Origin of the sequence: Collimonas sp. PA-H2 (assembly GCF_002564105.1) — a bacterium.
GTDB lineage: Bacteria > Pseudomonadota > Gammaproteobacteria > Burkholderiales > Burkholderiaceae_D > Collimonas.
Map to the genome: position 1 here is coordinate 4,243,450 of NZ_PDBX01000001.1, position 12,931 is coordinate 4,256,380.

The 12,931-nt window shown below is 61.0% G+C and carries 11 protein-coding genes; 3 read left to right on the forward strand and 8 right to left on the reverse strand.

The features are described from left to right. Positions 1-66 precede the first annotated feature (66 nt). Positions 67-474 carry a VOC family protein gene (locus BCF11_RS19495; RefSeq protein WP_098496215.1) on the reverse strand — a complete coding sequence of 136 codons (408 nt, stop codon included), beginning with the start codon at positions 472-474 and terminating at the stop codon, positions 67-69. 86 nt (positions 475-560) lie between these two features. On the opposite strand from BCF11_RS19495, the gene BCF11_RS19500 reads away from it, so the two are divergent. Continuing rightward, positions 561-980, forward strand: coding sequence for a DUF1810 domain-containing protein (locus BCF11_RS19500; protein WP_098496216.1), 420 nt, complete (start codon positions 561-563; stop codon positions 978-980). Here BCF11_RS19500 and BCF11_RS19505 read toward each other — a convergent pair whose 3' ends face one another. Continuing rightward, entirely contained in the window at positions 981-1,796 is an 816-nt protein-coding gene (locus tag BCF11_RS19505; protein WP_098496217.1) for an MBL fold metallo-hydrolase, read from the reverse strand. It abuts the gene before it with no gap. 71 nt (positions 1,797-1,867) lie between these two features. On the opposite strand from BCF11_RS19505, the gene BCF11_RS19510 reads away from it, so the two are divergent. Further along, on the forward strand, positions 1,868-2,869 hold the full coding sequence (locus BCF11_RS19510) for a GlxA family transcriptional regulator (RefSeq protein WP_233212548.1): 1,002 nt from the start codon (positions 1,868-1,870) through the stop codon (positions 2,867-2,869). 38 nt (positions 2,870-2,907) lie between these two features. On the opposite strand, the gene BCF11_RS19515 is transcribed toward BCF11_RS19510, so the two are convergent. The 6 genes from BCF11_RS19515 to BCF11_RS19540 all read right to left on the reverse strand — a co-directional run bounded on the left by BCF11_RS19515 (position 2,908) and on the right by BCF11_RS19540 (position 11,202). Then, positions 2,908-3,411, reverse strand: coding sequence for a GNAT family N-acetyltransferase (locus BCF11_RS19515; RefSeq protein WP_158229235.1), 504 nt, complete (start codon positions 3,409-3,411; stop codon positions 2,908-2,910). Between the two features lie 53 nt (positions 3,412-3,464). Then, on the reverse strand, positions 3,465-4,766 hold the full coding sequence (locus BCF11_RS19520) for an MFS transporter (RefSeq protein ID WP_098496219.1): 1,302 nt from the start codon (positions 4,764-4,766) through the stop codon (positions 3,465-3,467). Between the two features lie 29 nt (positions 4,767-4,795). Further along, on the reverse strand, positions 4,796-6,028 hold the full coding sequence (gene glp, locus BCF11_RS19525; RefSeq protein ID WP_098497592.1) for a gephyrin-like molybdotransferase Glp: 1,233 nt from the start codon (positions 6,026-6,028) through the stop codon (positions 4,796-4,798). Between the two features lie 74 nt (positions 6,029-6,102). Further along, a complete protein-coding gene (mobA, locus tag BCF11_RS19530) occupies positions 6,103-6,729 on the reverse strand; it encodes a molybdenum cofactor guanylyltransferase MobA (protein ID WP_098496220.1) in 627 nt (208 codons plus the stop codon). Between the two features lie 14 nt (positions 6,730-6,743). After that, the gene (gene moaA / locus BCF11_RS19535; RefSeq protein ID WP_098496221.1) at positions 6,744-7,865 is read right to left on the reverse strand and encodes a GTP 3',8-cyclase MoaA; all 1,122 of its coding nucleotides are present in this window, start codon (positions 7,863-7,865) and stop codon (positions 6,744-6,746) included. 208 nt (positions 7,866-8,073) lie between these two features. Continuing rightward, the gene (locus tag BCF11_RS19540) at positions 8,074-11,202 is read right to left on the reverse strand and encodes an Rne/Rng family ribonuclease (RefSeq protein ID WP_098496222.1); all 3,129 of its coding nucleotides are present in this window, start codon (positions 11,200-11,202) and stop codon (positions 8,074-8,076) included. Positions 11,203-11,803: 601 nt separating this feature from the next. Here BCF11_RS19540 and BCF11_RS19545 point away from each other — a divergent pair. Then, positions 11,804-12,910 (forward strand): RluA family pseudouridine synthase, encoded by a 1,107-nt coding sequence (locus BCF11_RS19545; RefSeq protein ID WP_098496223.1) that lies wholly within the window; start codon positions 11,804-11,806, stop codon positions 12,908-12,910. Positions 12,911-12,931 lie beyond the last annotated feature (21 nt).

Consider the following 12,931-nt stretch of genomic DNA (forward strand, 5'->3'; position numbering starts at 1 on the left):
CTGTTGCTCGCCGGCCGGACATCAAGAGATTGATGTCCGGCTTTGCCGTGGCGCTCAGGTTTTTCTTTAAGCTGCCTGGACAGGTGGGGCGTCATGGCAGCATACGCAGATCTTGTTGCCGTCGGCATCGCGGAAATACGCACCGTAGTAATGCGGATGGTATTCCAGGCGCAGGCCGGGTGGCCCTTCGCAGCTGCCGCCATGTTGCAGGGCCAAGCCATAGGCGGAGTCGACGGCGGCGCGGCTCGGCGCCAGCAGGGCGATCATCTGGCCATTACCGGCAGCCGCGCTTGCGCCGTTGTACGGCGCGCCGATAATGAAGAGGGGGCGGGCATGGCCGGCCGCCATCCAGGCTGCCCAAGGTTTGCCGGCATCGCAGAATTTCAGCAGCAGATCCAGTTCCTTCATGAACGCGGAATAAAAGCGGAACGCCCTCTGGAAGTCAGTGACGCCGACAAATACGTGAGAGATCATGCATTTTTCCTTTCGGTAATTTATGCCGCAGGTGTTTTTTCAATTCTGGCAGGGTATCGGGCATCTCGTTTTTGCGGAGCAAAACCATGGACGATCAATATAATCTGCAACGCTTCGTGCTTGCCCAGCAGCCGCTGTTCGACATGGTATGCGAAGAACTGCGCAGAGGCAGCAAGCGTAGCCACTGGATGTGGTTCATTTTCCCTCAGATCGAAGGGCTGGGCCATAGTCCCATGGCGCACAAATTCGCCATCTCTTCGCTGGCCGAGGCCAGTGCCTATCTTGCCCATCCATTGTTGGGCCCCCGGCTGCTGGAATGCAGCCGGTTGGTGGCGGCCGTCGACGACCGTTCGGCGGAAGATGTTTTCGGCTATCCGGACTACATGAAATTCCAGTCATCCATGACCATGTTTTCCAAGGCTGCTCCACAGCAGCAGGTGTTCAGAGATTGTCTGCAAAAATATTTTGGCGGAGTGCAGGATGCGGCCACGCTGGACAAGCTGTAATCATCCGACCCCGGCCGGCAGGCGGGAGGCCTCCGGTTCAAGCTCGAACTCCATGCTTTCGCCATCCCGCGGTATCCTTAGCCGGCCCACCACGCCGGCCAGCACGGCTGCGGCGGACAGTTCAGCGCGTTGCACCGGGCAATGACTGAGCGCTTCCAGATGATTGGCAATGACTGTGCCTTTGCACCCCAGCGTGAACTCTATGACCTCGCTGACGCCCATGATGATTTCGTGGCCGACGTCAAACCTTGCGCCGCCGGCCGGGATCAGGCAGACGTCCGGCTGATGGCGCGCTACAAAATCACGTACCGCTGGTGTCAGGATGGTGTCGCCTGACAGGTAGAGACTGGGCTCGCCCGGCATCTCGATAAAGTAGCCGACGCCGTGCTCCATCAGGAGTCCGATCATGCCCTTGCCATGAGCACATGGCACGGTGCTGATCGAGCCGCCGAGGAAAGCCTGCGCTTTTTGATGGCTCTCCGGCAGCGGACAAACGTTCAAGCCGCGCTGGCGCAGATACGCAGCATCGTGTGGGGTGCAGATCACAGGAATCTGCCGGCTTCGCAGCCATTGCGTTGCGGCGCGATCGAGATGGTCGAAGTGCCCCTTCTGGCAATGGGTGATCAAGCAATGCGTTACCGAATCCAGCACGGCGCTGGTCTCTGCGGGTAGGCCGACGATGGGATTGCGCTGCCGCTGGCCGAGGAATTTCAGCGGCGGCAAGGCGTCTTTAGCTGCCAGCATCGGATCAACCAGGATCCTGCAGGCGCCAATTTCAAGCGCGACCGTGGCATTGCGGAGCTGGGTTATTTTCATGGTGATTCCTAGTTTTGTCAGGGGTGGATGACACATTGTGCGGCTCCGTGGGTAAAGCTAAAATGGCGAGAATGGACATAAAACGATCAATTTCTGCCAATCCTGCCTTGCCGCCCATGCGCATCGGTTTGCTGCTGTATCCGGGATGCATGCCGGCAGGACTGTTTGCCTTTGCCGATCTGGCGCATGCGGCGAACCGGCGCGAAGGGGCGCGTCTGTTTGAGGTGTTTTTCGTTGCGCTGCAAGCCGGCGCCGTCGAATGTGCGCACGGCCAGGCGCTGAACGCCGGCGCAACAATTCAGGATGCCGCTCTGGATGCCATCCTGGTGCCCGGGTTCTGGGCGGAGTCGCAGCAGCAGGTAAGCGCCGAACTTGTCGCCAGCGCGCAACTGATCGGGGTGCTGGCCGGATTGCGGAAAAGCGTCATGTTGTGGAGCTATTGCACCGGTGTCTGTCTGCTCGCTGCAACGGCCAGGCTGAATGGGCAAAGAGCGACGGTGACCTGGTGGCTGGCCGATGCCATGCGACAGCGTCATCCGAAAGTCCTGTGGCAGAGCGAGCGCACCAGTATTTTCAATCCGCGCACGGCGACCGCTTCCGGCGTCAATGGCCACCTGCCGATCGCCCAGGCCTTGATCGAGAAGCATCTCAGCACGGAAGCCTATCGCGATCTGACCAAACTGATGGTGTTGCCGCGCCCTGAACGCACCCATCATGTGTTCCAGGCCATGAACCTGATCGAGCAGCCGGACCGGCTGCTACGCAAGCTGTATGCGCTGGCGGAACAGATTCCCGCGACCGAGGCGACGGTGCAGCGGCTGGCGCAGGAGCTGAACGCCTCGGAACGGACGCTGGCGCGGAAAGTCAGCATTGCCACCGGCTTGCCGGTTGCCAGCTATGTGCGGCGAATCAAGCTCAACCAGGTCAGCGAGCGCCTTATTCTCACCTCCGCCACCGCCAGCAGCATCAGCGCCGAACTTGGCTTTAGCAGCGATTCGAGCATGCGCCGCATGTTCAAGGAGCTGACCGCGCTGACCCCCAATGAATATCGCCAGGCGTTCGGGCGTAGCTGAATCTGTTCAGGGATGCCGTTCTTGCCGGGCGGCCGCCACTAATTTTCACTGAGCGACAGGCGCATGGGCACGAAGCATATGCCGTGCATTTCTACCCGCGAGCCGATTGGAGCGAAACCGAAGCGCTGATAGACAGGTAATGCGGCTGGCGACGAATTGACGGTAAAGGCGCGAATCTCCGGAGCGGCTGCCAGCGCCGCATGCCACAGGCGCGTGGCCAGGCCTTGGTGCTGGAATTGCGGAGCCACGAACAGATGAAATACGTGGCTGCGGTCGCGCACGGCGATGAAGCCGGCCAGCAGCTCGCCGGCACAAGCTGTGATGTAGTGGTAGCGTGGATCAGAGATATAGCCGGTTTCAGCGTCGGCGGACACAGATGCGAGGAACTGCTCCGCGCCGCTGCCATTCGGACTGATCGTGAATTCGCGCGTGAACTGGCGGATCAAGGCGCTAATGGCGGCGGCGTCGCCGGCATGGGCGAGACGGAGTTTGCATGCAATCGCCACTGAGGTTTCAGCATCGGCTACGGTTCTCGTTGTCATATGAATAGAGGAAAGAAAATCCATCGGCATTTGATTGCACAGAATTAACGCGCTTAGGTGGACTTATTATAGTTCGCGAACGCTGCCGGATACTCTCTCTGATACCAGCCGTTGGCGATGTCGTGATCTACGCTCAGGAATTCGCGCATTTTTGGAATCACTGCCAGGCCGATGCTGCACAGTGCGATCAGGATGCCGAACAGCACATAGCATTGGGCGACCGAGGCATGCAGCAGGGCCATGCCGGCGACCGCCGGGCCTAGTGTTGACGCCAGCTGCCACACCATGGTGTTGACCGATGCATTGCGCGCGCGGTATGCGGCCGGGGTCGCCAGCAAGCGATGCGTTACGCCGACAAACTGGGTCGTCGATTGCGAGATGCCGAGCAGGAAAAAAGCCGTCGCCAGCATCAGCGGCGAAGTGGTCAGGCCGACCACCAGCAGCGCGGCGGCACGCAGCTGGGCAGCGCCTATCAATGCCCGGAAGCGCCCCAGCGTTCTGGAGAAAAAAGAAGCGCAGCCAAGAAAGCCCAGGAACATGCCGGCCATGATGCCCATGTTGGTCGCGCCCAGCCAGAACGCTGACAGGCCCAGGCTGGTCACTCTCAGGGCGGCCATCATGCCGATAGTCGGAGCGTAAAACACGCCAATCACCAGATTCGCCGCGGTCCAGTGACGTTCCAGCGGGATATGCCATTTCATGCGCAGGCCTGCTTTCAGCTCATGCAGCCATTGCGCCGGGCCGAGCGCCGCGGCCTTGCTCGCTGTCAGCGCCTTGGGCAAGCGGGTGGCGGCAAACGCTGCGATCAGCAGCAAGGCAACGTGCACCCAGAGCGCGCTGGCGACGCCGGCGGCGGCGATCACGCTGCCGCCCAGCGCCGGACCCATGATGCCGCCGAGCGAGCCGCTGACCTTTTGCATGCTCATCGCCAGCGACAGCTTTTCCGCAGGCACCAGTTCCGAGGCGATGGTCTGGACGCACGGCATGATGATCGCCATGGCGCAGACGCCGATCATCTCGCAGGCGATGATGGCGTACAGATGGTAGAAACCCGCTTGCGCCAGCAGCGCCAGCACCACGCTTTCGATGGCGACGGCGACGAAGCCGATCGCCATCAGGCGTTTCTTGGGATAACGGTCGCCCAAGGGCGAGAGCAAGGGAATGGCCAGCAGGCTGGCGGCGGCAACCGTCACGCCGAAGGTGGCAAGGTCACGCGCGCCGCCGTGTTGGGCGATCCACCAGGCGATAGTGATATTGCCGAGCAGGAGCGCACTCAGGGTCGCCATCTCGCTGAGCAGCACCAGCATGAAAGGCCGGCCCAGCTGCCGGACATCGCTTCGGTATTGTCTGAGCATGCGCTAGCGCGCCTGGCGGACGGTGCGGATCACACCAAACCGTCGAACAGGATCACTTCGACCTGGTCGCCGCTGGCGACGTCGGCCTGCTCATGCGCCAGCACGATCATGCAATTGGCTTCCGCCATGGAGCGCAGGATGCCCGAGCCTTGCGCGGCGGTGGGGCGTACCGACCACTTGCCGTCGCTCATGCTGAGTATGCCGCGCTGGTATTCCGTGCGTCCCGGCCGCTTGCGGATGGCGACCGCCGCGGTGGCGCGCATCAGCGGCAACGGAGGGACGTCTGCGCCCATCATTTGCAGCAGTGCTGTGCGCGCAAAAAAGTAGAACGACACCATCACCGCCACCGGATTGCCCGGCAGGCCGAAAAACAGCGCCTGCTTGCCGCCGGATGTGATGCGGCCGAAGGCCAGCGGACGGCCCGGGCGCATGCCGATTTTCCAGAAGGCGACGTCGCCCAGTTGCGCCATCATCTGCTTGGTGTGGTCGGCATCGCCGACCGAGACGCCGCCGGAGGTGATGATGGCGTCGGCGTTTTCGCAAGCGCTGCGGAAGGCGGCTTCCAGCGCCTGCGGATCGTCGCCGACCACGCCCATGTCAATGATGTCGCAGCCGAGGCGTTGCAGCATGCCGTACAAGGTGTAGCGGTTGGAATCGTAGACGCAGCCCGGTTCGAGTATTTCGCCGACCGAACGCAATTCGTCGCCGGTGGAAAAGAAGGCTACCCGCAGGCGCCGCCGCACCGGGATTTCAGCGATCCCGAGCGAGGCCAGCAAGCCGAGGTCGGCAGGACGCAGGATGCGGCCTTTGCCGATTGCCGGCGTGCCGGCTTTCAGGTCTTCGCCGGCCAGGCGGCTGTTAGCGCCCGGCTTGACTGCCCCTGCCGGGATTGTGATCGAGCCGGCCGGGCTGCCGACAGGGATCTGTACAAATTCCTGCGGAATCACGGTATCCAGGGCGGCCGGCATCAAGGCGCCGGTCATGATGCGGATCGCTTCGCCGCGGGCCGCCGTTCCTTCATGGGCGCGGCCGGCGTGGGAGGTGCCGGCCACGTTCAGGATGGTATCGCTATCCTGGCGCAGGTCGGCCGAGTTGAAGGCGTAGCCGTCCATCGCCGAGTTGTCGTGCGCAGGCACGTCGATGGGCGAGATGATGTCGTTCGCCAGCACCCGGTCCAGCGCGCTGCGCAGCGCCACTTTTTCAATCGCGCCGACCGGCGTGATGAAGGCGTGGATGATGGCCTGCGCCTGCGCCACCGGCATGGCCTGCGGATCGTAGTCCGACAGGCAGCTGGTAAGGGAGGACAACGATGGCTGGTGTGGGCGGCTCGAGGGTTTCAATTGGTTCTTCTTGGTGGCTGCTGCAATTGTTCTTCGGTATTGATGTTGCGGAAGGCGTGGTCGTCGCTGAACAGCGCTTCGCTGTAATTGAGGCGGCGGTACCATGCCTCTATCTTACGTCCTCCGCCTTGCAGGTAGTCATTGAGATCGGTCAATAAACTGTTTTTCAGCAGCATGAATACCGGTTGCGGTTGCTGTGTTTGCGTGTCAGCATCGATGGTAACGGCTACCGCCACGTCAGCATCGGCGTCTTGCAGAGCTTTTGCCAGCTTTAGCAAAAGATCGGACGGCAGATAGGGCGAGTCGCAGGGTGCGGTCAGCAGGTAGGGAGTAGGACAGTGGCGCAGGCCGGCCTGCAAGCCAGCCAGCGGTCCGGCGAAACCGGTCTGCTCATCCGGCCAGACCGGATAGCCGAAGGCCGCGTAGCGCTCCTGGTTGCGGTTGGCGTTGATGAGCAGGCTGCCGACTTGCGGCGCCAGCCGCGCAATCACCTGCGCCACCATGGCCTGGCCGTCCAGCAGCGCCAGGCCCTTGTCGACGCCGCCCATGCGCGTGCCGCGGCCGCCTGCCAGTATCAGGCCGGTGGTCAGGCTGCGAAGGTCGGGGTGGGCATGGGTTTGCACGGCTCAGGTTCCGCTCAGCCGCCGATATACGACATTTCCACTTTCTTGCGGGCCGGCGCCAGCCCTTCGGTATTCTGCGTGCGCTGCTCGGAATAGCGGTCGTCGCGTGCGCGCCACAGCTGGCCGATCACGCTGGAGATTTCGCGGTCGCTGCATTCGCTGCGCAGCAGGGCGCGCAGATCGTGACCGGCGCTGGCGAACAGGCAGGTGTACAGCTTGCCCTCGGTCGACAGGCGTGCCCGCGAACAGTCGTGGCAAAAAGCCTGGGTGACGCTGGAAATCAGGCCGATTTCGCCGCTGCCGTCGGCATAGCGCCAGCGTTGCGCCGTTTCGCCGAGGTAGTTGGCGGCGAGCTGCTGCATCGGCAATTCGCTCTGGATCAGTTGCGCTACTTCGGCGGAGGATACGACTTCATCCATTTTCCAGCCGTTGGAAGCGCCTACATCCATGTATTCGATAAAACGCAGGATGTACGGGGTGTTCTTGAAGTGGCGCGCCATCGGCAGGATTTCCTGCTCGTTGACGCCGCGCTTGACCACCATGTTGACCTTGATCGGGCCGAGCCCGACCTGATGCGCCACGTCCAGTCCGTGCAGTACGTCGGCAACCGGGAAGTCGGCATCGTTCATGCGTTTGAAAATATCTTCGTCCAAGGCGTCCAGCGACACTGTGACGCGCTTGAGGCCTGCGTCTTTCAGCGCCTGCGCCTTCTTCGCCAGCAGCGAACCGTTGGTGGTCAGGGTCAGGTCGAGCTCTTTGCCGTCCGGCGTCTTCAGCGCGCTCAGCATGGCGATCAGTTTTTCGATGTGCTTGCGCAGCAGCGGTTCGCCGCCGGTCAGGCGGATTTTGTGTACGCCATGGGCGACAAACAGGCTGGCCAGGCGCGTGATTTCTTCAAACGACAGCAGGGCGGTATGCGGTAAAAATGCATAGTCCTTGTCAAATACCGCGCGCGGCATGCAATACACGCAACGGAAGTTGCAGCGGTCTGTCACCGAGATGCGCAGATCGTGCAGCGGCCGTCCCAGCTCATCCGCTATCAGGCCGTCGGGCGTTTCAAGTATGGAGGGCAAGGACAGGGGCAGCGGCAGGGAACTGCGGCGGCTGTCGATCAGCGGGATGACTTTCTTAGTCATGATGTGTTTCTTGGAAGGTATGCAAAATCTGGTGCTTCTACACTAGGTGGTAACTTCCACAAGATACCATGGTCATGGTTTTTTGGCTCTAGCAGGCTGCAGATACAGCCTATGGCGCCGGCGCCAGACGTGACAAAGGGAGTCTGGGACTCCCTTTGTTGTCTTGTCATATTGTTACCCCGCCGGCTTGCCGGCAGGGTGGGCTGGCTTAGGACTGCGAGCGCTGGGTTTCGATCTGCACCAGCGGTTCGCTGACCTGGACCGGCGCCGGCTTGCGTTCACGCGGGACGCGTGGCGCGGCGACGATGCCGGCAGTGGCTTCCTGGGCAGCACGCAGCTTGCTCGGGTCGGTCGCTGCCAGTGTCAGGCCTGCCGCCGCCAGAACGGTTTGCAGATCTTCCACCTTAGGCGAGGCGCTCGATACAGCGACCTTGACTTCAGCCGGTGCTGCTTCTACCGGCGCTGGCGCAACTGCTGCCGGCGCTGGTGCAAGCACCACTGGCGCCGGCTCAACGACGACCGGGGCCGGCGCTTCTACCTGTGCCGCGACGTGTTCAACCGCGGCTGGCGCCGCAATTGTCGTTATCAGTGGTTCGACCACCGGATCAGCTACTACTGGCGCTGCCACGACTGCTTCAGGCTCTGCGACCGTTGGCGCTGGTGCAACTGGAATCCACACTGGCGCGGACGCCGGTGCTTCTTCGATTGCTGCTGCCGGGGCGATTTCCGTCACCGCGGCAACTTCCTGCGGTACCAGCGGCGCGGCGATCGCATTCGACAGTGCTGTCGGTGCAAACGTCTCCGGCTGGGCCGGAGCTGTAACTTCTTGCGTGACAGGCGGCGCGGAGGAAGCCATCATCGGCACATCGTTGCTGACCAGACTGACTGGCGCTGCATGAGCTGGAGCAGCGACTGGCTGCTCGGCTTCATGGACGACAGCAGGAGCGGCGGCTGGGCTTGCATCGGCTGGCGCTGCAACGACTTCAGCTGCATCGTTTTCGCCGGCTTCCATGTCGTCGCTACCTTCGCTGCTGCCTTCAGTAGCATCAGTAGCATCACGGTCACGACGATTACGGTTACGGCCACCGCGGCGGCGGCGGCGACGTGGTTCTTCGTCTCCTTCTGCCTTGGTTTCGACGCGGCCGCTATCGAGTTGGACTGCGTCGCCTGTTTCGGCAACGGCGGCCACGGCCAAACCGGCGCCGGCGGCAGCAATTACGCCACCCTTGAGCAAGGTTTCATCGACTTTGACTTCGCTCAGGTTTTCCTTGCGCTCTTCGCGTGGCGGACGCGGTGGGCGTTCGCTGCGCTCGCGCTTGCCTTCGCGGCCTTCGGTGCTGCGGGTGTCGGCTTTGCTTTCATTTGCTTCGCGCTGTTCCCGCGGCTCTCTCGGCTCGCGTGGAGGACGTGGCGGACGGGCTTGCTGGGTCTTGGCTTCAGCAGTCTCGGTCACTGCCGGCTTCTTGGCGCTGTCTTCACGCGCTTCGCTACCGTCGCGGTTGCGGCCGCCACGGTTGCGGCCGCGCTGGCCACGGTTGTTGCGGTCGCCGCGATCGTTACGGTCACGCTGCTGCGCGCTCTTGGTTTCGGTCGTTGCGGCAGGCGCAGCAACTGGCGCCGCCGGCTTGCTGAAGAAGAAGCCGAAGATCTTGCCGAGGAAGCCGGTTTCTGCCGGAGCAGCTGCTGCGACTGGCTGGACTTCCACTGGCTTGCGCTCGACGATAGGGGCCGGCTGGTCTGGCGTGATGCCCTTGACCACGGCTTCCTGACGCGGCTTGCCTTCTTCTTTCTGGGTTTTGTTGTAACCGATATCGGTATCGGCTTGCTCCGCCATCGCATAGCTGGCCTGGGTTTCTTCCAGGCGCGGATCGTCGTGCTTCAGGCGTTCCAGCTTGTAATGCGGGGTTTCCAGGTGCTTGTTCGGGATCAGGATGATGCTGACCCGGTGACGCGTTTCGATCTTCAGGATCTCGCCGCGCTTCTCGTTGAGCAGGAAGGCTGCGACGTCGACTGGCGCCTGGACGTGGATCGCCGCCGAGTTTTCTTTCATCGCTTCTTCCTGGATGATGCGCAGGACTTGCAAAGCGGACGATTCGGTATCGCGGATGTGGCCGGTGCCGTTGCAGCGCGGGCAAGTTACGTGGCTGCCTTCCGACAGCGACGGACGCAGGCGCTGGCGCGACAGTTCCATCAGGCCGAAGCGCGAGATCTTGCCCATCTGGACGCGCGCGCGGTCATAGCGCAGGGCGTCTTTCAGGCGGGTTTCGACTTCGCGCTGGTTTTTCGAATTCTCCATGTCAATGAAGTCGATCACGATCAGGCCGCCGAGGTCGCGCAGACGCAATTGGCGCGCAACTTCTTCCGCTGCTTCACAATTGGTGTTGAAGGCGGTGGTCTCGATGTCGCCGCCGCGGGTTGCGCGAGCGGAGTTGACGTCGACAGAAACCAGGGCTTCGGTATGGTCGATCACGATGGCGCCGCCGGATGGCAGCGGTACGGTGCGCGAGTACGCGGTTTCGATCTGGTGTTCGATCTGGAAGCGGGAGAACAGCGGCACGTCGTCGCGGTAGCGCTTAACGCGGTGCACCATGTCGGGCATGACGTGGGCCATGAACTGCTGGGCCTGGTCGTGGATTTCGTCGGTGTCGATCAGGATTTCGCCGATATCCGGCTGGAAGTAATCGCGGATCGCGCGGATCACCAGCGACGATTCCTGATAAATCAGGAAAGCGCCCTTGCCCTGAGTGCCGGCGCCTTCGATAGCACGCCAGAGTTGCATCAGGTAGTTCAAGTCCCATTGCAATTCATCAACATTGCGGCCGATGCCGGCAGTGCGGGCGATCACTGACATGCCGCTAGGCAGGTCCAGCTGATCCATGGTTTCGCGCAGTTCCTGGCGATCTTCACCTTCGACCCGGCGCGATACGCCGCCGCCGCGCGGATTGTTCGGCATCAGGACCAGGTAGCGGCCGGCCAGCGAGACGAAGGAGGTCAGGGCCGCGCCTTTGTTGCCGCGCTCTTCCTTTTCGACCTGGACCATGATTTCCTGGCCTTCGCGCAGGGCATCCTTGATCGATGCGGTACGGACGTCGACGCCTTCCTTGAAGTAGGTGCGGGCGACTTCCTTGAACGGCAAGAAGCCATGACGCTCTTCACCGTAGTTGACAAAGCAGGCTTCCAGCGACGGCTCAATACGGGTAATCACACCTTTGTAGATATTGGACTTGCGTTGTTCGCGTCCGGTGGTTTCGATATCGATGTCGATGAGCTTTTGCCCGTCAACAATAGCCACGCGCAGTTCTTCCTGCTGCGTGGCATTAAACAACATGCGTTTCATTTTTTCGCTCCGTGACCCTTGGGTCAATTCAATGGCGCTTAATGATGCTGTTCTTCAGCATTCTGTCAGCGCCAAAAAGTACAGGGATGTACGCGAGAACGCAGTTGTCTGGGGGGGGAGGGTGCCTTGGCGTGCAGCGCCTGATCTACATACGTAGGGCGCAATGCACAGGCGCGGATACAGTGCTGTCGTATTACAGAAGACTACCAGCGTGCACCGGCACAGCATCTTGCAGTTCGCGGATCGCGAGCATGACGCCAGGCGGTGAGCAGCTTGATAGAGCCAAATGAGGCATTGGTTTCAGTAAAGTTAATCGACTTGTTTATAAGCACTACATCAACCGGCGAGCTCGTCGCGACTGAATCGCATCGGGCTCGCCGGACTTTATCCTAATCATCCAGACATTCTTGTTCAGCATCCGTGCGCGCTATCCGATGACAACAACGGTGCGACCTTGACTCGCGCAGGGGTGATGCGTACACATTTCCCATCAAATTTGCAAATTGGCGAGGCTGATGGGGACGCCCCTGTGTAGAATGGTCTTTTTATTCTTACACCAGCAACTGTTTCTGAACAGTCGCGCAACAATTATATATTCAAAATGAAGGACTTAGCGAGATTTTCTGGAGGGCGAGTCAAGTCTCGCCCGGAGCCGCGGACGCAAGCCGCGGCCAAGCACAAGGCTGAGCCAAAAGTAGCTGTGGAGCAAGAGGTGAAGCCACCTCCGGCGCCGCTGCAAGTTCAACTGCTGACCATAGGCGAAGAGGATGCCGGTCAACGGATCGACAATTTTTTGTTGCGTATTTGTAAAGGTGTGCCCAAAAGCCATATTTATCGTGTGCTGCGTTCGGGCGAGGTCAGGGTCAATAAAGGCCGCATCGACCAGACCTACCGTTTGCTGGAAGGCGACGTGATCCGGGTGCCGCCGATTCGTATTGCTGAAAAACAAGAGCAGGTCGTGCCAGGCGCGGAATTCAAGATATTGCTTGAAGATAATCATATGCTGGTGATCGACAAGCCGGCAGGGGTCGCCGTGCATGGCGGCTCCGGCGTCAGCTATGGCGTCATCGAACAACTGCGGGCGGCGCGTCCGGACGCCAAGTTCCTGGAACTGGTGCACAGGCTGGATCGCGATACCTCCGGGATTTTGTTGTTGGCAAAAAAACGCTCGGCGCTGACCAATCTGCACGAACAGATGCGCGACGGCGATACCGACAAGCGATACCTGGTATTGGTGCACGGCGATTGGCAAAACGAGCGCCAGCATATTAAATTGGCCCTGCACAAATATACGGCGGCCGATGGCGAACGCCGGGTGCGGGTGCAGGCCGACGGCCAGGCTTCGCACACCATCTTCAACCTGATTCGGCGCTACGGCGACTATGCCTTGCTGGAAGCGGAATTGAAGACCGGGCGCACGCACCAGATCAGGGTCCATCTGTCCTCCAGCGGCTTTGCCATCGCCGGCGACGACAAGTATGGCGATTTTGCGTTGAACCGCGCCTTGCAGAAGGCGGATGGCCAGCGCATCGCCCTGAAGCGGATGTTTTTGCATGCCTATCAGATTACCTTTGCCCATCCTGAGACCGGTAAGCCGGTGACCTTGAAGGCGCCGCTGCCGCCGGAATGTGAGAAATTCCTGAAAAGTTTACCTCAGGAAAATAAATCGGATGTTGCTCCGGCACCATCACGTACCACGGGCGATTAGAATATCAGTTAGTATTTATCT

Bases quoted from the DNA above. Each gene is read 5' to 3' on its own strand.
- BCF11_RS19495 (WP_098496215.1), bottom strand. From the start codon at position 474: ATGATCTCTCACGTATTTGTCGGCGTCACTGACTTCCAGAGGGCGTTC.
- BCF11_RS19500 (WP_098496216.1), top strand. From the start codon at position 561: ATGGACGATCAATATAATCTGCAACGCTTCGTGCTTGCCCAGCAGCCG.
- BCF11_RS19505 (WP_098496217.1), bottom strand. From the start codon at position 1,796: ATGAAAATAACCCAGCTCCGCAATGCCACGGTCGCGCTTGAAATTGGC.
- BCF11_RS19510 (WP_233212548.1), top strand. From the start codon at position 1,868: ATGGACATAAAACGATCAATTTCTGCCAATCCTGCCTTGCCGCCCATG.
- BCF11_RS19515 (WP_158229235.1), bottom strand. From the start codon at position 3,411: ATGACAACGAGAACCGTAGCCGATGCTGAAACCTCAGTGGCGATTGCA.
- BCF11_RS19520 (WP_098496219.1), bottom strand. From the start codon at position 4,766: ATGCTCAGACAATACCGAAGCGATGTCCGGCAGCTGGGCCGGCCTTTC.
- glp (WP_098497592.1), bottom strand. From the start codon at position 6,028: ATGCCGGTGGCGCAGGCGCAGGCCATCATCCACGCCTTCATCACGCCG.
- moaA (WP_098496221.1), bottom strand. From the start codon at position 7,865: ATGACTAAGAAAGTCATCCCGCTGATCGACAGCCGCCGCAGTTCCCTG.
- BCF11_RS19540 (WP_098496222.1), bottom strand. From the start codon at position 11,202: ATGAAACGCATGTTGTTTAATGCCACGCAGCAGGAAGAACTGCGCGTG.
- BCF11_RS19545 (WP_098496223.1), top strand. From the start codon at position 11,804: ATGAAGGACTTAGCGAGATTTTCTGGAGGGCGAGTCAAGTCTCGCCCG.